This is a genomic window from Microbacterium sp. 10L49 (assembly GCF_056395125.1).
The window spans coordinates 434,553-452,780 of record NZ_JBFTIW010000004.1; the positions used below are offsets into that span (position 1 = coordinate 434,553).

At 70.2% G+C, this 18,228-nt stretch carries 14 protein-coding genes and 1 pseudogene; 3 read left to right on the forward strand and 12 right to left on the reverse strand.

What is annotated here, in order from left to right; all coding sequences use genetic code 11:
- Window positions 1-29 precede the first annotated feature (29 nt).
- Both AC1DCT_RS15075 and AC1DCT_RS15080 read right to left on the reverse strand, forming a co-directional pair.
- Window positions 30-974 carry an aldose 1-epimerase family protein gene (locus AC1DCT_RS15075; RefSeq protein WP_477231049.1) on the reverse strand — a complete coding sequence of 315 codons (945 nt, stop codon included), beginning with the start codon at window positions 972-974 and terminating at the stop codon, window positions 30-32.
- Window positions 971-3,889, reverse strand: coding sequence for a DUF5107 domain-containing protein (locus AC1DCT_RS15080; protein WP_477231048.1), 2,919 nt, complete (start codon window positions 3,887-3,889; stop codon window positions 971-973). Before AC1DCT_RS15080 ends, AC1DCT_RS15075 begins: the two co-directional genes overlap by 4 nt.
- Before the next feature lie 85 nt (window positions 3,890-3,974).
- Between AC1DCT_RS15080 and AC1DCT_RS15085 the strand changes: the two genes are divergently transcribed.
- Window positions 3,975-4,862, forward strand: coding sequence for an AraC family transcriptional regulator (locus AC1DCT_RS15085; RefSeq protein ID WP_477430128.1), 888 nt, complete (start codon window positions 3,975-3,977; stop codon window positions 4,860-4,862).
- Between the two features lie 47 nt (window positions 4,863-4,909).
- Window positions 4,910-5,308 carry a VOC family protein gene (locus AC1DCT_RS15090; protein WP_477430505.1) on the forward strand — a complete coding sequence of 133 codons (399 nt, stop codon included), beginning with the start codon at window positions 4,910-4,912 and terminating at the stop codon, window positions 5,306-5,308.
- A gap of 48 nt (window positions 5,309-5,356) precedes the next feature.
- Here AC1DCT_RS15090 and AC1DCT_RS15095 read toward each other — a convergent pair.
- From AC1DCT_RS15095 to kynU, 5 genes and pseudogenes are all read right to left on the reverse strand, one after another.
- A pseudogene (locus AC1DCT_RS15095) lies at window positions 5,357-7,771 on the reverse strand (glycoside hydrolase family 32 protein); the annotation flags it as partial.
- Window positions 7,772-7,907: 136 nt separating this feature from the next.
- Entirely contained in the window at window positions 7,908-8,948 is a 1,041-nt protein-coding gene (locus AC1DCT_RS15100; protein ID WP_477430130.1) for a LacI family DNA-binding transcriptional regulator, read from the reverse strand.
- Window positions 8,949-8,954: 6 nt separating this feature from the next.
- Window positions 8,955-10,157, reverse strand: coding sequence for a pyridoxal phosphate-dependent aminotransferase (locus AC1DCT_RS15105; RefSeq protein ID WP_477430132.1), 1,203 nt, complete (start codon window positions 10,155-10,157; stop codon window positions 8,955-8,957).
- 164 nt (window positions 10,158-10,321) lie between these two features.
- Window positions 10,322-10,771: a hypothetical protein gene (locus AC1DCT_RS15110; protein ID WP_477430134.1), complete on the reverse strand. Its 450-nt coding sequence runs from the start codon at window positions 10,769-10,771 to the stop codon at window positions 10,322-10,324.
- 114 nt (window positions 10,772-10,885) lie between these two features.
- A complete protein-coding gene (gene kynU, locus AC1DCT_RS15115) occupies window positions 10,886-12,151 on the reverse strand; it encodes a kynureninase (RefSeq protein WP_477430136.1) in 1,266 nt (421 codons plus the stop codon).
- A gap of 164 nt (window positions 12,152-12,315) precedes the next feature.
- Here kynU and AC1DCT_RS15120 point away from each other — a divergent pair, with 164 nt between their 5' ends.
- Window positions 12,316-12,786 carry an Lrp/AsnC family transcriptional regulator gene (locus tag AC1DCT_RS15120; protein WP_477430138.1) on the forward strand — a complete coding sequence of 157 codons (471 nt, stop codon included), beginning with the start codon at window positions 12,316-12,318 and terminating at the stop codon, window positions 12,784-12,786.
- Here the strand turns inward: AC1DCT_RS15120 and AC1DCT_RS15125 are convergent.
- The 5 genes from AC1DCT_RS15125 to AC1DCT_RS15145 all read right to left on the reverse strand — a co-directional run bounded on the left by AC1DCT_RS15125 (window position 12,773) and on the right by AC1DCT_RS15145 (window position 18,223).
- A complete protein-coding gene (locus tag AC1DCT_RS15125; protein WP_477430140.1) occupies window positions 12,773-13,528 on the reverse strand; it encodes a methyltransferase family protein in 756 nt (251 codons plus the stop codon). The two genes, AC1DCT_RS15120 and AC1DCT_RS15125, sit on opposite strands and share 14 nt — an antisense overlap.
- 22 nt (window positions 13,529-13,550) lie before the next feature.
- A complete protein-coding gene (locus tag AC1DCT_RS15130) occupies window positions 13,551-15,158 on the reverse strand; it encodes an HD domain-containing phosphohydrolase (protein WP_477430142.1) in 1,608 nt (535 codons plus the stop codon).
- Window positions 15,158-15,922 (reverse strand): hypothetical protein, encoded by a 765-nt coding sequence (locus tag AC1DCT_RS15135; protein ID WP_477430144.1) that lies wholly within the window; start codon window positions 15,920-15,922, stop codon window positions 15,158-15,160. Before AC1DCT_RS15135 ends, AC1DCT_RS15130 begins: the two co-directional genes overlap by 1 nt.
- Before the next feature lie 88 nt (window positions 15,923-16,010).
- On the reverse strand, window positions 16,011-16,475 hold the full coding sequence (rraA, locus tag AC1DCT_RS15140) for a ribonuclease E activity regulator RraA (protein ID WP_477430146.1): 465 nt from the start codon (window positions 16,473-16,475) through the stop codon (window positions 16,011-16,013).
- A gap of 152 nt (window positions 16,476-16,627) precedes the next feature.
- On the reverse strand, window positions 16,628-18,223 hold the full coding sequence (locus AC1DCT_RS15145) for an isocitrate lyase (protein WP_477430148.1): 1,596 nt from the start codon (window positions 18,221-18,223) through the stop codon (window positions 16,628-16,630).
- Window positions 18,224-18,228: the final 5 nt, after the last annotated feature.

The window sequence follows — 18,228 nt, forward strand, 5'->3', positions numbered from 1 at the left end:
TGCGGACACGTTCGCGCGTCGGCAGCGGCTCAGCCCACGGCTCGGAGGATGAAGCCGATCCCGGCCGTCTCGCCGCGGGCGAGGACGCGCAGGTCGGTGCCGGAGTTGAACGCATCGGGTGCACAGGTCATCGGCTCCACTGCCACGGCGTCCCGGTGGGCCTCGTCCGTCGACTCGTCGGCCGTGTACACCTGGATCCAGCGCGTCCGCGCATCCCACTCGATCTCCGAACCGCGCCCTTCGGCATCGAGCAGGCGTGCCACGAGACGTCCGTCTGTGCTGGCGCGGAGGGCCGTGAACGCGTTGTTCACGGAGAGGTCGCCGATCCGCCGCGGACGCCGGAAGTCGAATCCTCGCCCCTCGCGCTCGACGGGGACCAGCCGGAACGGCAGCATACGCGGAAGAGAAGTGAGCATGACCTCGTCTGCAGGAAGCTCGAGGAAGCACCCGTCGATCGACCCGCGTCCTGCGTCACCCGCGCGCAGGTAGGGATGCGCGCCGAGGCCGACCGGAGCCGGATCCTCCGACAGGTTCGTGGCGCGGATCTCCTGAGCCAGCCCGTCTGCGGTCAACGCGAAGGAGACGTTGATGCGCAGCCGCCACGGATACCCGGGGCGAGGTTCGACCGTCGCGGAGAGCTCGAGCTCTGCCGGCCCCTGACGCAGGAGGGCGAACCGGGTCCCGGCGATCAGGCCGTGCGCGGCGCACCCCGTCGCGGGCTCGGTGATCGGGAGCTCGTGCACCTCGCCGCCGAACCGATAGCGTCCGTCCGCGAGCCGGTTCGGCCAGGGCGCCAGCACTGCGCCGCTCATCCGGGGCCTCGACTCGTGCGCCGAGTACCCTGCGATGATGTCGCGCCCCCGGTGCCGGAGTTCCCGCAGGGATGCCCCCGTGCTGTCCACGCACGCGGAGTATCCCGCGGCGCTCAGGGCGAACTGCCCTCTCGGTGGTGCAGGGGAAGCGGGAACGATCATCGGTCCTGCATCGAACGGGAGAACAGCTGCATCTCCGGGAGGCTCGTCGCGAAGTAATCGGTCTCGCCGTCCTGGCTGCGCGCGATCGGAGCGACGTACTGCGCGCGCTTCTCGCCGAGGGTCGCCGGCGGGTCCGCGGGGGACAGCCCCATCGCGGCGTGCACCGCATCCCACGCGGCGATCGCGAGCCCCTCTCCGCCCTCCCACGGGTGGAACCGGCGGGTCGTCAGGATCTCGTATGCCCGCGCGGGATCGGATCCGGCGAGCAGCGTCGAATACGCGATCGTGAGGTCGTCGCGCTCGAGCACCACGACCTCCGCCGCACGGAGCCGGTTCAGACGATCCAGGTCGGAATGCCCGAGAAGGGCGGCGAGCTGGTCCTGCTCGTACAGCAGGCGCGCGTCCGCGGGTGCGGCAGCCACGGCGCGGGCGTAGAGCCGCCACGCCTTGGTGTCGTCCTGCTCTGCCGTGTACGCCGCCAGCGCGGCGTTTCGCAGCAGCACGGGGTCGCCTGCGCCGAGCGCGAGCGCGCGATCCCAGTGCACGGCGGCCTCCGCCCGTCGTCCGTTCCCGTACAGCAGCATGCCGAGGAGGGAATGCGCGACGGCGTCATCCGGCTCCGCGGTCAACGCGGCGGTGAGCACGTCGAGCGCATCGAGGCCGGAGGGGAAGACGTAGGTCAGGTCGGCGCGGCGCGCGGCAGCGCGCGCCCTTCGAGCCGCGTCCGCTTCGCCTCGAAGACTATGGATCCCGGCTGCCGCATAGTGCGCGATCGGTGCGAAGCCTCCGCCCTCCGTGGCCGGCGCCGATGCCGCCTCGGAGAGTAGGCGCAGCGCTTCGTCGAACGCCCCCGCGTCGCGGAAGTCGATGGCGGCGTCGAGGAGCAGTCCGGCATCGGAGAGCGGTCGCCCGGCGAGCACCCGCAGCGCGACGTCCAAGGGATCCTTCTGGAGCGCCGCACGCACGAGTGCGTCCGCTGCGCCCTTCTCGCCGAGTCGCTGCAGCAGGATGGCTCGGAGCGCGATTCGACGGGTGTCGTGTCCCACCGTCGCATCCAGCGAATCCAGAACGCGCAGTGCGGCCCGGTTCTGTCCCCGGAACGCCAGGGACCGCGCGAGAGCGAAGCCTGACGCCGCGGCCCAGGTGCCGTCCCATCCGGCCTTGCCGAACGCGCGCTCGGCCTCGAGGTCGTGGCCGAGCCGCCGGAGCACCAGCCCGAGCAGGTGATAGGCCTCGGCGTCGACCGGATTGGCGTTGCGTCGCGTGAGCCGGTCCAGCGCGCGCCGGACGAACGCGAGTGCGAGATCGTAGCGGCCGGATCGATAATGCCGTGCGGCGACGGCGATGTTGGTCCTGACATCGCCGGAGTCGCGGGACAGCGCTTCGTTCCAGTAATTCATCGGCGACCTCGTCGGGTGCCGATACTGATCGAGATGAACCCCGGTGAGGTAGAGCTCCTCCACCGACTCGATGTCCTGGGGCGCCGGAGGCGCGGTCGCCACCCGGGGCTCCTCGTCGGCGGCGGTCGACGGCGTCCAGCGCACGAGAAGCCGTCCGGAGGCGCTGCGGAGCTCCACGGAGTCGTCTGCGCCGAGATCGGCGGAGGAGTGCAGGCGAGCCACGTCCCCGGGGCGCAGATCCTTCGTCTCGGACGCGACGACGTCGGTTCCGCTCAGGATGCGCAGCACGGCCCCGGACTGCGCGCGGGTGACCGCGAAGGCGGCCGTCGTGCCAGGCCCCCGTTCCACGTGCACCGCCGCGTCCGGCGTTGCCTGATGGGCGACGCCGATGGCCGGGATCGGGAACCAGTGCTGTGTGAACGTCTTCGTCTCGCCGGGCAGGATCCAGCTGAAGTCCGGTTGATTGTCCGTGTAGACACCCGCCATGAGCTCCACATACGGCCCGTCGTCGTCCGTCAGCTGGTCGTCCCAGGCGTGGCCGAACGGTGCGTCTCCCCAGGTCCAGAGCTTCTTGCCCGGAGACACGCGTCGCTCGGCCCAGTGCACGAACCCTGCGCCCGCCGCGTGGTCGTACCCGCCGAAGAAGTCCTGCTGCGAGTCGACGATCATGTAGGACGTCGGAACCGGGATGTTCCGGTACCAGTCGATTCGGTCGGCCCCCGGACTCTTCGCACTGCGCTCCGGGTAGTCGACGCCGTAATACGAGCGATCCGCCGCAGGAAAGGCAGTGAGCGCCCGACGGGCGTGATCGGCGACGTGGCGAACGTCCTCGGGGAAGAACGACTGGTAGTCGTCACCGACCTTCGCGGCGACGTTCGCCCACCAGAGGAAAGACTGCCGCTCATCCGTGCGGTTGTGCAGGCGCACCGCGAGCTCCACTACCGAGCTGCCGGGGCGCAGTCGTACACCGTGCTGGGCGGACATCCGCGTGAACGGGTCGTGGTCGTGGCACCACACGGTCACACTCCCGTCGTCCGCGTACTCGATCGAGGTCTGCACGGGAAGGAAGGTCGCAGGGCGATGGTGCTGCGGCCAGTTGAACTCCACTCCGCCAGAGATCCAGGGGCCCGCGAGCCCGACCAGCGCCGGCTTGATCACGGTGTTGCGGTAGAAGAAGTCATAGCCGGTCGTCTTGTCGTACCCGACGTGGATCCGGCCACCGAGCTCGGGGAGTACCACGAGGCGGAGGAACTCGTTCTCGAGATGGATCGCATCCCAGACCCGTGGCTCCGCGTGGTCCGCGACGCTTTCGATGAACGGCAGCGGGTAGACCTTGCCACTCGACCCCTGATAAACGCGCTGATCCAGGTACATCGGGTACTCGCACGGGGCGCCGGGGGCATAGGTGCGGATCGTGACCGCCTCCCGCCAGGCGACGGCACGTCCCCGACGGATCCTCTCGGCGAGGTCCGCCGGGGCGTCGGGCAGTAGGGGATCGGTGCGGTCGCTTGTCATCGGTCATCCTTCTTCGCAGTGCGTGGGGCGACTCAGACGCTACGGGCCGCCGAGCGGAATGGGTATGGTGAGAACGGGGGGAAACATGGACGAATCGACGGCATCGGGTGAGCCAGCGCGCGCCGAGGGGTTCCTCGGGCAGCGGCTGTGCGTGGTGCCTCGGCCTCTCGTCGCGACGGCGCTGCGCGCACCGGTCACCCGCCGCCTCACGGTCACGGACATCGGCCTGTTCCCGCACGCGGCCGGTCATCGCCGCAGCCGAGATCACGGCGCGGCGGAAACCATCGTCATCCTCTGCATCTCCGGATCCGGCAGCGTACGGATCGGCGACGTGCGCTATCCGATCGGGCCGTCCGATGCGATCGTCATCCCGGCAGGGGCGGAGCATGAATACGGTGCGGATACGGCGGATCCATGGACGATCTGGTGGATGCATGTGCGCGGCGAGGACGTCGCAGAGCTGACTGGACCGGTGCTCGGGGCGCGGTCTCCGCTGCATCGGCTGAGCGCTCCCGACCGGGTCATCGTGCTGTTCGACGAGATCCTGACCCTGCTCGAGCGCAGACTCTCGCCGGGTCACCTCCTTTCGGCGTCCGGCGCCGCGTGGCAGCTTCTCGCGAGGATCGCGGCCGACGCGGCGCTGCCCGTCGACGACTCGCCCCTGGACCGCGCCATGCAGTTCCTCGAGTCACGGGTCGAGGCGGACATATCGGTCTCCGAGCTCGCCGCGATCGTCGGGCTCTCGCCGTCGCACCTCAGTGCGCTGTTCCGCAGAGCGACCGGCAGCGGCCCGGCCGCGTTTCACACGACCCTGAAGCTGGCCCGCGCGCGGGCGCTGCTGGATTCCTCCTCGCGCACCATCGCCCAGGTCGCCGCGGCGGTCGGCTACACGGATCCGTTGTACTTCTCCCGGCAGTTCCGCCGCGTGCACGGCATGAGCCCGTCCGCGTATCGCGCGCTCGACAAGGGGTGAGGTCGTCTCGACCGTGCCTCGCCGGAGCCGGGGCGTACGCTCGCAGCATGACCGGACTCGTTCCTTACATCCTGTTCCCCGGGACCGCCGCCGATGCGCTGCCGTTCTATCAGGCGATCTTCGGCGGGGAGGCGGTGATGCACACCTACGCCGAGTTCGGTCGTGCGGACGGCCCGGGCGATGCGATCGCGCACGGCATGCTCGTCCGCGGCCCGGTCGAGCTCGCCGCCGCCGATGCCGGGCCCGACGACGACGCCGTGCACATGAACGGCCTGTTCTTCTCGCTGCTCGGCACCGCGGATCCGGAGACCCTCACGCGCTGGTTCGCGCAGCTCGGCGACGGCGGCCGTGTGATCGACCCGCTGCAGCAGCGCCCGTGGGGCGATCACGACGGCACCCTCGTGGACCGCTTCGGCGTGCGCTGGCTCATCGGCTACGAGGGCTGAAGGCGCGGCGTGATCCCGTCGTSCGGCCGGGGCGCGGCCCTCCGGGAACACCTGGTCCGTCAGCGTCACCTGCCCCTGATCGGCGTATACCTCGACCGTGTCGCGATCGACCAGGATCCGCAGCGTCACCCCGCCGTGGTCGAGGGCGAGGGGAGCCGTCTTGACGTTCGGGAACGCCGAACTGAAGCTCGCATCCCCTGATTCCGTCCGGTCGAGGAACAGCCGGCCGTTCACGGTGTCGTATCCGATCCGGGTGCGCTGCCCGTTCCCCGTGCGCACGTCGAGCCCGAAGGTCTTCGCGTCACCGGCGCTCAGGTGCGTCGTGAGGTCCAGCGTCGACCCGCTGATCGCGAGCGGCGCCGAGCCGTCCGACGCGGTGACCCCGCGCGCCTTCACCGGCGCACCCGTGCGCAGCGAGGCGATGTCCGCCACGGGTTGCTGCACGAGCTGCACCCTGCCGTCGATCGTGGCCAGCTTCATCGTGCGAGGCAGGCTCTCCGCGCCCATCCACGGGCTGGTCGGCACCTGACCGGCGTAGTCCCAGTTGCTCATCCAGGCGACGCCGATCCGCTGCCCGCGCGGTGCGCCGTCCCAGGTCGCGAAGGCGTAGAAATCAGAGCCGAAGTCGACCCAGTGCGCCCGCTCGTTCGTGCTCAGAGCGGGCTGATCGCTCAAGCTGAAATCGTCCGCGAGGATGTGGCCCCAGCCGCCGGTGTTGTCGTCCACGATCTGGAGCTGCGCCCGCTTGCCCTGCAGGTCGCTGAGGTTCCACGACGTCCAGTCGAGCGCCTCGCTGTTCGCACCGCTCGCGGAGCGCACCACTTGGCCGTCCACAAGGAGATTGACGCTCGTCTGGACCTCCCACGGCTGCACCGCGCTGTCGGCGAACAGGATGTCGCCCACCATCAGATGGCCCCAGCCGGTCGAGCCGTCGCTCTGGTCCACCACCTGGATCTGTGCCTGCTGGCCCTGGTACTGCGAGACATCCCAGTTGTTCCACCCGAGCGAGCCGCTGTTGTTGCCCGTCGCGGTGGCCACGACCTGGCCGCCGACGAGGAGGTTCACCGCGGTCGGGTTCGCGCCGCCCCACGGGTGCTCGCCGCCGGCCGTCTGCAGGTCGATGAAGGGACTCGACACCGTGAAAGTCGGCGAAGTGATCGTGCCCGTGCCGCCGTCGCCGTCCGGCGGCCACGTGTCGAGCGCCTTCGCGGCGATCTGGCCGCCCAGCGGACCGGTGGACGGACCCGAGTTCGTGAACGAGCCTGTTCCCGTCCAGCCGAGGTCGGCGTAACTGCTGGTGCCCGGGGTCGACCAGTCGGCGAACACCGTGTGCGCGGGCAGGGTTCCGGCCGGTACCGCGCCGGTGACGTACGGGTGGTTCCCGCCGCCGACCTGGAAGTTCAGGTGGTTCTTCGCGATCGTGAACGCCGGCGAGGTGAGGGTTCCTGTGGATCCGTCGCCGCCGTTGAAGCTGTTCACGAGGTGGGTGCCGTCGAAGCCCGTGACCGGTTGCTGGTCTGGCAGTGCGCCGGTCGCGGGCTCGGCCCCGAACGCCGTACCGGTCGTGGTCCAGTCGCCGTAGCTCCCGGAGTCGAACGCGTCGAGTGCCGTGCCGGCGGGCGGGGTGTACGTCGCCGGGTCGTCGGACGTGAACGTCGTGCCGTCGAAGTCGCCGGTGAAGTACTGCACACCGGTGCTGCCGACGCTGACGCTCATCACCCACTTGAGGTTCTTCTTGTCGCCGTCCACCGGCATCGGGTACAGGTCTGGGCACTCCCACACCCCGCTCACTGAGCCGCCGGGACCGAAGTCGCTGAGATGGCTCCAGTTCTTCAGGTCTGGCGAGGAGTAGATCGCCACCTTGTGCTGGTCGGAGAGGCTGACCACCATTCGCCAGGCGTGGGCGGGCTCGTACCAGAACACCTTCGGGTCGCGGAAGTTCACCGAGTTCAGGTCGAGGACGGGGTTGCCGTCGTAGCGCGTCCAGGTGCGCCCTTTGTCCGTGCTGTAGGCGATCGACTGCTTCTCGACGTTCGTGCCGTCCTGCACGCTGGTGTACATCGCGACCATCGGCGGGTTCTTCGCCGTGCCGAATCCGCTCGTGTTGCCGGTGTCGATCACGGCGCTGCCCGAGAAGAACGTGCTGCTGCCGGCATCATGCGCGGGCCCGCTCACCGGGATGTCTGTCCAGTGGACGAGGTCGGTGCTCGTCGCGCCCTTCCAGGTGCCGAAGCTGAACAGGTAGTACTGGCCGGCGTCGTAGACGAGCCCGTTCGGGTCGCCGATCCATCCGGTCGGCAGGGTGTAGTGGAACTGCGGGCGGTAGGGCTCGTCATATCCCGCTGAGCCGGGCGAGGGTGGTGCGGCGGCGGCGGCGCTGAGCGCTGGCGCGGTGAGTGCCGCGGCGACCAGGGCGGACGCCACGGCGACGGCGGTGCGACGCCGTCGGGGGGAGTTCGACATCGGGGGAACCTCCTTGTTCGGAACCGGGGAAGTGCTATTTCGAATAAGCGCTAATTCGATTTAACACAGGGTTCATCGTGGCTCGTTTCCGCTGTCGGCGCAAGGGTGGATCCCGCGGGGCCGCAGCGGATCCGGATCAGGGAGACCGAGGGGCGGCGACCGAATCCCGTTCGACGAGTTCGCCGCGCACGTCCTGGCGCGGCGGAACGGGCGAGCCGGAGATCAGCGCGAGCAGAGCGTCGGCGCCTTTCAGCCCGAGCTCGTAGAACGGAAGGCGCACGGTGGTCAGGGCGGGCCGCACGCTCCCGGCGAGCTCCTCCTGGTCGTCGTAACCCACCAGCGACACGTCGCCGGGCACATCGAGTCCCTGCGACTGCGCGGCCAGGAGGGCGCCCAGTGCGATGCGATCGTTGCCGCACAGCAGAGCCGTGGGGCGATCCTCGGCCTGCAGCAGGGCCAGGGCGCGATCGTATCCGGAGTCGATCGTGTACGGGCCGGGGACGATCGAGCCGCGGCGTACAGCGAGGCCGGCAGCGCGCATCTCCTTGCGGAACGCGGTCGTGCGCTCCTGCGCCGCCCAGTCGCCGTCACCGGGAAGGGCGACGATGTTGCGATGGCCCGCGGCGAGCAGGCGGCGGATGGCCAGAGCTCCGCCGAAGCGCTCTGCGGGGCGGACCGACGGGATCCGCGGTTCGCCGGGCGCGGGGAAGCAGTTCACGAGTACAGAGGGGACCGACGCCAGCTCAGGCAGGGGTGCGATCTCGCGCGTCACGGTGGAGGCGAAGATCAGGCCGTCGACGCGACGATCCAGTAGTTCGCGCGCCGCGGCGCCGCCGAGGTCGGCATCGCCCCGCGTGTTGACCAGCAGCAGTACGCGCCCCGAGCGACGAGCCGCGTCCTCCACGGCGCGAACGATCTGGCCCGCGAACGGGGACGACGCGATCCCGTCGGTCAGCATCCCGATGGAGTGGGTCTGCTGCAGTCTCAGCTGTCGTGCAGTCAGGTTCGGGCGAAAGCCGAGTTGCGCGGCCGCTTCCAGGACCTTTGCCTGCGTGGCCGCGGAGATACGGCCGTCCTTGCGCTCGTTGAGCACGAAGGACACGGCAGTCGGCGACACCCCCGCCGCGCGAGCGACGTCTCGCATCGTCGGGCGGCGGGAGGTGCCGTCATCTGGCATCGAGGCTCAGGAGGCGAACAGGCGCTGCAGGCGCTGCACGCCCTCGAGCAGCTGGTCGTCGCCGAGCGCGTACGACATGCGGATGTAGCCGGACGGGCCGAACGCCTCGCCCGGGACCACGGCCACCTCGGCCTGGTCGAGGATGAGGTCGGCGAGCTCGAGCGAGGTCGTCGGGGTCACGCCGCCCCAGGTGCGTCCGAGCAGGCCCTGCACGTCGGGGTAGACGTAGAAGGCGCCGGTCGGGTTCGGCACCACGAGGCCGTCGATCTTGGACAGCTCGGCCACGATGAGCTTGCGGCGGCGGTCGAACGCCTCGCGGAACTGCTCGGCCTCGGTCTGCGGGCCGTTGAGGGCGGCGATCGCGGCGCGCTGGGCGACGTTGTTCACGTTGCTCGTCAGGTGGGACTGCAGGTTGCCGGCGATCTTGATGGCGTCGGCGGGCCCGACCATCCAGCCGACTCGCCAGCCGGTCATCGCGTACGTCTTGGCGACGCCGTTGACCAGGATGGTCTGACCGGCGACCTCGGGCAGCGCCTCGACGACGGATGTCGCCTTGACGCCCTCGTAGGTGAGGTTCTGGTAGATCTCGTCCGAGATGATCCAGATCCCGTGCTCGAGCGCCCACGCGGCGATCGCGGTGGTCTCCTCGGGGGAGTAGACGGATCCGGTCGGGTTGGACGGCGACACGAACACGAGCACCGTGGTGCGATCGGTACGCGCGGCCTCGAGCTGGTCGACGGTGACCTTGTACTCCTGGTCCGCGCCGGCGAAGACCTCGACCGGCACGCCGTCGGCGAGGCGGATCGCCTCGGGGTAGGTCGTCCAGTACGGCGCCGGCAGCAGCACCTCATCGCCGGGGTTCACGACGGCCTGGAACGCCTGGTAGACGGACTGCTTGCCGCCGTTCGTGACGATGACCTGGCTCGGCGAGACTTCGAGGCCGGAGTCGCGCAGCGTCTTCGCGGCGATCGCCTCGCGCAGCTCGGGCAGGCCGGCGGCCGGGGTGTAGCGGTAGTTCGCGGGGTTCGCGAGGGCCTCCGCCGCCGCGTCCACGATGAACTGCGGGGTGGCGAAGTCGGGCTCACCCGCGGCGTACGAGACGACGGGCTTGCCCTCGGCCTTGAGGGCCTTGGCCTTGGCATCCACCTTCAGCGTGGCGGACTCGGCGATGGCGGAGAGTTTGCGGGAGAGAGGTGCGCGTTCGGTCACGCCACCAGCGTACTCGCGCGCCTGTCGTGAGAAATGGCCATGACGTACAAAGCACAGGCGTCGTTCTCCGTCGTGGCGAACAGGTGCGTATGTCGGATCGGGCATACGTCGGCGACCGCCGGATCCGGCATTCGTCAGCGTCTGCGGGGGCTATCCGGTCGCCGTCACGTCAGGAACGACGGCGGGACGGCGCAGTAGTCGGCCAGGCGCCGGGTGGGCGCTTCGGGATCCGTCACGTCGACCAGCGCGGTGGCCGCCGTATGCGGCACCTCGTCGCCGTCGATGAGCCAGATCGAGAAGTGCCACAGTCCGCGGGTGCGCTCGGCGAGCAGGCCGGTCGTGCCGGAGACGATCTGGACGACGTCCGCACCAGCGGCGCGGAAGGGCGCCACGATGTCAGACCGCAGGCCGGCCTCGTCGCGGTCGTCCTGGGCGGCGACGGCCACCTCGATGCCTCGGGTGCGCAGCACATCGGCGAGTTCCTCGGCGAAGGCGGCCGAGCGCTCCGCGGATGGGCTGGCGACCGCGAGCAGCCGCGCTCCACGGGGATAGTCGCGGAGGAACTCTTCGGCGAGGTCGTCGAAGAGGGGGCGCATGGCAGGCCGGGCGGTCATGCCTCCAGCGTAGGCGCGGTCACCGCCCATGCGGCGCGATCCCGGTCTGCGGGCTCCGGCGCTCGGATCCGGGCCCGCACGGAGGATCTCGGCGCGCGGATCCGGCCGGGCTGATCAGGTGACGGCGTCGCGCTCCTGGAACTCGGGAGCGCGCCACAGCTCCTCGTCGAGCACCCGGCGCAGGATCTCCACGGCGTCCCACACGTCGGCGTGTCCCAGATACATGGGGGTGATCCCGAATCGCAGCACCTCCGGTTCGCGGTAGTCGCCGATCACGCCATTCGCGATGAGCGCCTTCATCACCGCGTAGCCCTCGGGGTGGCGGAAGGAGACGTGGCTGCCGCGCTGGGCGTCGTCGCGCGGCGTGATGAGCGTGAGCGGGTGGTGCGCGAGCCGGGTCTCCACCAGCCGGATGAAGAGCGTCGTCAGCGCGAGGGACTTGCGGCGCAGCGCTTCCTGGTCGACTTCGAGGTGCATGTCGAGCCCGACCTCCATAGTGGCCATCGACAGGATCGGCTGGGTGCCCACGAGGAAGCGCCGACCACCCGGAGCGGGGGCGTAGGAGTCGGTCATCGCGAACGGGCGATCGTGCCCCCACCAGCCGGTGAGCGGCGTCTCGACCCGGTCGAGGTGGCGTTCGGCGACCCAGAAGAACGCAGGGGAGCCGGGGCCGCCGTTGAGGTACTTGTAGGTGCAGCCGACCGCGAAGTCCGCGCCGGCATCGGCGACGGCGACGGGCACCGCGCCGACCGAGTGGCAGAGGTCCCAGACGGCCAGGGCGCCCGCATCGTGGATCTGCGCCGTCGCCCCCGCCATGTCCCACAGGTGGCCCGTGCGGTAGTTGACCTGGGTGAGCAGCACCACGGCGACGTCCTCGTCGAGCGCCGCGTCGAGGTCCTCGGGCGCGTCGATCAGCCGCAGGGAGTAGCCGCGGTCGAGCAGGGCCATCAGTCCCTCGACGATGTAGAGGTCGGTGGGGAAGTTCTCCCGCTCCGACACGATGACCCGGCGCTCCGGGGCGTCCTGCTGCTGCAGCCGGATCGCGGCCGAGACCGCCTTGAAGACGTTGATCGAGGTGGTGTCGGTCGCGACGCACTCACCTGCGCCACCGCCGATGAGCCGGCCGATCTTCTCTCCGATCCGGAGGGGCAGGGCGAACCAGTGGTTCTTGTTCCAGCTGCCGATGAGGTCCGCGCCCCACTCGCGGCTGACCACGTCGGCTGCACGGGCGACGGCGTCGCGGGGGAGCGCGCCGAGCGAATTGCCGTCGAGGTAGACGATGCCCTCGGTGAGGGCGAAGCGCTCGCGGAGGGATGCCAGTGGGTCGATCCGGTCGGCTTCCTGGCACTGCTCGCGGGTGATCGGCGCGGTATCCGTCATCGTGGAATCCTCCTCGGTCGTGGATCCGGCTCGGGCAGCCGGGATCCGGAGATCACGTTCCATGATGACGAATCGTCGACACAGCACCTAGGATTCCGACAGATATCCGAGATTCCCGTTGAATTGCGATGGATCACCGGATCGATGACGCCTCAGGAGGCACGATGGCGGACGGAATCCGGCTCACTGCGACGGATCGGCGGATCCTCGAGGAGCTGTCCCGTGACGGGCGGCTGTCGAACAAGGAGCTTGCCGCGCGGGTCGGCCTGCCCCGCTCGACCTGCCACGGACGGGTGCGCGCGCTCGAGGAGGCCGGCGTGATCCGGGGCTATCACGCCGAGCTCGACCCCGTGGCGGCCGGCGCCGGCGTCGAGGCGCTCATCATGGTCGCGGTCAAGGAGGACGCGCGGGATCAAGTGCCCGCCATCACGGCCCGCCTCCGCACGATCCCCGGTGTGCAGCGCGTCTACCTGATCGGAGGCGTGCACGACCTCGTCATCCACGTCGCCTGCGAGAGCGTCCCGGGGCTGCGCGACTTCCTGCGCACGCATCTCGGATCCGTGCCGGCGCTGGGGCAGACCCAGACCCAGCTCATCTTCGAGCAGCACGCCGGTGCCGCGGTCATTCCGGGGTGAGCAGCGAGCCGCTGCGCCGCCGCACGGCCGGACGCAGCCCCGGCACGAGCGCGGGCGTGCGCTCGGCGTAGCGCGCGTAGGGCTCGCCGAGCTCCGCACGCAGATCGCGCTCCTCGAACCGGATCCCGATCGCGATGTAGCCGCTGAACGCCGCAGCGAACAGCGCGTGGCCCCAGGTCATGATCGGCGTGACCCAGAACGCCAGGAGCAGGCCCAGCATGAGCGGGTGCCGCACGAGCGCATAGAGCCAGCGAGCCTGGAAGGCGGAGGCGGGCGGACGCCCCGACACGGCCTGACGGAGCCCGACGAAGCCCAGGTGGTCGATCAGGAACGTGGAGCCGATCGCGATGAGCCATCCCAGTGCGCAGACCGCCCACAGCGCGGTGCGCCAGGGCTCGGCGCCCACGTCCCAGATCACCGTCGGGATCGGCCGCCATTGCCACAGCACGAGCGCCAGCAGCGCACTCGCCGCCAGCACGTACGTCGAACGTTCGACTCGCACGGGGAGCATCCGGGCGAACCGTCGCTTGGTCGAGGCGCGGGCGAACACCGAGTGGTGCAGCGCGAACACGGCCACCAGCAGCAGGTCGATGGCCGCCGCGATCGGCCAGGCCGTGGCGGGCCCGCGGTCGACGGCGGTGGCGGGTCCGATATCGGAGAGGAACGCGACCGCCCGGACGATCACGGCCAGGAAGGCAAGATAGGCGACGGTGGCGTAGGCCGTGGCGAATACTCGCGTCATGACATCCCCGATCCGCGGTTGCTCACACCGGACGGCCGATGAAGCCGTGATCGATCGCGAACAGGCTCGCCCCGACCCGGTTCGCGACGCCGATCTTCGCGTAGGTGTGCTCGACGTGATTGCGTACGGTCTTCTCGCTGAGCGTCAGAACCGCGGCGATCTCGCGGTTGCTCCGCCCCTGCGCGACGAGCGTCAGGATCTCCGCCTCGCGAGGGGTGAGTCCGGCGGGAAGGGGCGGTCGTGTCCTCCGTGCACCGGTGCCGCCCGCCGCCGCCGCCGCGACCGCGGCGACCGCCTCCCCGTCGAGGTGCCCGGCGGCCACGCGCCGGCGCAGGCGCTCGATCGCCTCACCCGGTTCGAGCGCGGCACGGTACGGGCGCGGCTCGATCGCCGCCCGGAACGCGACGGCGGCGGCGAGCAGGCGGTCGGACCGGGTGAGGCTCGTCCCGGGCACTCCGGCCGGATAGCCGCTGCCGTCCAGGTGCTCGTGATGCGCGCGCACCAGGGCCGATTCGGCAGCGAGGCCCGGGATGCGCGCGAGCACGCGTCCCCCGAGGTACGGATGCATCCGCACCCGCTCCCAGTCGCCGTCGTCGAGCACGTCCGGCTTCGACCAGATCAGGTTCGACACGCCCAGTCGCCCGATGTCGTGCAGATGCGCCGCCCGCCGGAGGGTCGCGACCTCGTCGGCGGGCACGCCGATCTCCCGGGCCGCCGCACCCACGATCTCGGCGACCCCGCGCGAGTGCCCCAGCAGGAACGGGCACTTCAGGTCGGCGAAGTCGCCGATGGCGGCGACGGCGGCGTCGAGCGCATCGCCGTGCAGCACGTCGTCCCGATCGGGCGCGCACTCCAGGGCGGCGCGCCACGCGGCGGATCCGTGGGGGATGTCGAGCAGCGCGGCCGCATCGGCGGTGAACGCATCGACGATCAGGGGATCGAACTGTCCGCCTCGGCGCTCGCGGGCCATGCGGACCGCCGCTTCCGCTCCGCCGAGTCGATCGTGCACCTCGGCCGTGTCGGCGAGCTGCGCGATCCGCATCGCGATCGGGATCTCCTCACCTGCGAGCCCGCGCGGCAGGCCACGACCGTCGTATCGTTCGAAGGCCGCGGACACGGCCTCCTGCACCGCGCGCGGGAGGCCCAGGCGCTCGGCCAGCAGCGCAGCCGAAAGGCAGTGCGAGTGCAAGAGCGCGCCGAGTCGTCCGCGGGAGTCGATCATCAGCTCGGCGAGCGTGGCCGCGCGCCGGACGGGGGAGCGCCCCTCGGCGACGTGTTCGACGAGGAAGCGCAGGAACGGCAGCCCCGACCAGTCCACGAGGTAGGAGGCGCTGCGCACCGCGATGTCGTCGCCGAACCAGCGCGCGTACTCCTGCGAGTCGGCCGTGCAGCCGATCCACATGAGCAGCGTCGCCTGATAGGCGGTGCCGCGCTGCCCGTCGTCCAGGCCCAGGCGCGCGGCGAGGCGATCGGCGAGGAGCGCGGCGCGCATCATGTGCTCCGCCGGCTGGCCGAGGCCCAGGTCGATCGCGACGGAGACCGCCGCGATCATCTCGCCCCGGGTCGGAGCACCGGCTGTCGCGCCCACAGGTCCATTGTCGGCGACGCGGTCCTGCAGGGCCAGAGACATCAGCGCGGCCGCGCATCCTCGGTGCGGCCGTCCTCGGGCACGATCACGGCCGTGTGCTCCGCGGGATCGAAGGCGCTGAACCGCGCGTCCCCGACGTAGAACAACCCCCGCTGCGGCATCCAGAAGTCGCCGAGACTGCTCTGCCGGTCCAGCGCCCCGATCGGGCCGAGGTCCCGGCCCTGGATGGACGCCGTGCTCGCCGCGACGCGCCAGATCCTCGTCGGAACGACCTGGAAGCGCTGCCGGTTGGGGGCGGCTCCGGCCATCCGCATGCGGCCGGCGCGCAGCATCGGACGTGCCATCGGCCCCATGGCGCGCAGCATCGGGTCGCTGCGGCGTGCGGCCGTGGGAAGAGCGGATCCGAGCGCGGACATCGTGCGGGTCGCCGGCGTCGCCCGCAGCGTGAGCTCCCACTCCAGCACCCCGGGGATCCGCACGTGCAGATGCCTCGGATCGGGCCAGTGCAGGTCGATCTCGGGCACGCGCTCGAACGTCGCGGCCGAACTGAAGTAGCGCGGGCAGCTGTGCACCGGATCGGTGGTGGTGAACATGTGCCAGGCGCCGTCCGGAGTCCGGTGCCAGACCGCTCGGTACGCGGGACCGATGCTGGTCCGGGTCATCACCCGCAGCGCAAGGCAGTCGCCGCCGCGGAACGCCAAGCCGAGCACGCCGAATCCGGTGAACCGCTCGTCGTCGCCCTCGGGAAGGCGAGGGTGGCCCGTCACCTGGACTGAGGCGGCCTGAGGAGTGCTGGGGGTGGACATGGATCCACCTTCGCGCGGCGGGTGTGCCAGCGCATGAGGCATCCGCCCCGACTTCCGGCGCGGATGGAGCCGACCCACGCGGGACGCGTCAGCGCTCGACGAGCACGCCGTCCTCGTCGGCGTAGAGCCGTGCGCCGGGACAGAACTCCACGTCGCCGAAGCGCAGCATCACGTCGACCTGTCCGATCCCTGCCTTGGCGCTCTTGCGCGGGTTGGTGCCGATGGCCTTGACGCCCAGGGGAAGCCTGCCGATCGCCGCGCAGTCGCGGATCGCGCCGTGGACCACGACGCCCGCCCAGCCGTTCGCGACCGCGCTGGACGCGATCATGTCGCCCATCAGCGCCGTGCCGAGGGATCCGGATCCGTCGACGACCAGCACGGCGCCGTCGCCCGCGGTCGCGAGCAGGTCCTTCACGAGCTGGTTGTCCTGGAAGCAGCGCACCGTGCGAATCGGGCCTTCGAAAGCCGTGCGCCCGCCGAAGTCACGCAGCTGCAGGGCGAGGGACTGGAGGGTGTCACCGTGCTCGTCGTAGAGGTCAGCGGTGGAGGTCATGCGGTGGGTCCTTTCATGTTTCTCTGGGGCCGTTGAGCGACGACGCGCGGAGCGCGACGGAGACGAAACGCGGTGATCCGACGAGCATGTCAGATCACCGCGTTTCGTCTCGGTCGCCTTCGGCGTCCTCGCTCAACGACCCCTGCGGGGTGTCAGCTGAACTGGTTCATCGTGTTGTGCTGACCGCCGGCCTTCAGGGCCGCGTCGCCGGCGAAGTACTCCTTGTGGTTGTCGCCGAGGTCGGATCCGGCCATGTTCTGGTGCTTGACCGTGGCGATCCCGCCGCGGATCTCGCGGCGCTGCACACCCTTGACGTAGGCGAGCATGCCCTCGTCGCCGAAGTAGCCCTTCGCGAGGTCATCGGTCGACAGCGCGGCCGTGTGGTAGGTCGGCAGGGTGATGAGGTGGTGGAAGATGCCGGCGCGGGCGGATCCGTCGCGCTGGAACGTGCGGATCTTCTCGTCCGCGAGACGCGCCAGCTCGGTGTCGTCGTACTCGACGCTCATGAGGGCGTTGCGGTCGTAGGCGGAGACGTCCTGGCCCTGCTCGGCGAGGAGGTCGTACACCTGCTGACGGAAGTTCAGCGTCCAGTTGAACGACGGGCTGTTGTTGTAGACCAGCTTCGCGTTCGGGATCACCTCGCGGATGCGGTCGACCATGCCGGCGATCTGCTCGACGTGCGGCTTCTCCGTCTCGATCCACAGCAGGTCCGCGCCGTTCTGCAGCGACGTGATGCAGTCCAGCACGCAGCGGTCCTCTCCGGTGCCGGGTCGGAACTGGTACAGGTTGCTCGCCAGGCGCTTCGGGCGCAGCAGCGCGCCGTCGCGCTTGATGACCACGTCGCCGTTGCCGAGCTCGGACTCGGAGATCTCCTCGACATCGAGGAACGAGTTGTACTGGTCGCCGAGGTCGCCCGGCTCGTGCGTGACGGCGAGCTTCTGGGTGAGGCCGGCACCCAGGGAGTCGGTGCGGGCGACGATGATCCCGTTGTCGATGCCGAGCTCGAGGAACGCGTAGCGGACCGCGTTGAGCTTGGCGATGAAGTCCTCGTGCGGCACGGTGACCTTGCCGTCCTGGTGACCGCACTGCTTCTCGTCCGAGACCTGGTTCTCGATCTGGATGGCGCACGCGCCCGCCTCGATCATCTTCTTGGCGAGCAAGTACGTCGCCTCGGGGTTGCCGAAGCCGGCGTCGATGTCGGCGATGATCGGGACGACGTGGGTCTCGTAGCCGTCGATCTGGGACTGGATGAACTCGGCCGCCGTCTCGTCTTCGGCTGCGCGCGCCGCGTCGAGCTGCGTGAAGAGCAGGTCCAGCTCCCGGGCGTCGGCCTGACGGAGGAACGTGTAGAGCTCCTCGATGAGCGCGGGCACCGCGGTCTTCTCGTGCATCGACTGGTCCGGCAGGGGCCCGAACTCGGAGCGGAGCGCGGCGACCATCCAGCCGGAGAGGTAGAGGTAGCGCTTGTTCGTCGTCTTGAGGTGCTTCTTGATCGAGATCAGCTTCTGCTGCCCGATGAAGCCGTGCCAGACGCCGAGCGACTGCGTGTACAGCGACGAGTCGGCGTCGTACTCCGCCATGTCGCGGCGCATGATGTCGGCGGTGTACTGCGCGATCTCGAGGCCGGTGCGGAAGCGATTCTGCGCCCGCATGCGGGCTGCGGACTCGGGGTCGATGGCGTTCCATCCGGATCCGGCCGCCGCCTTCAGCGCCTGGATGGCGTCGATGTCGTCCTGGTAGCGAGTCATGGTCA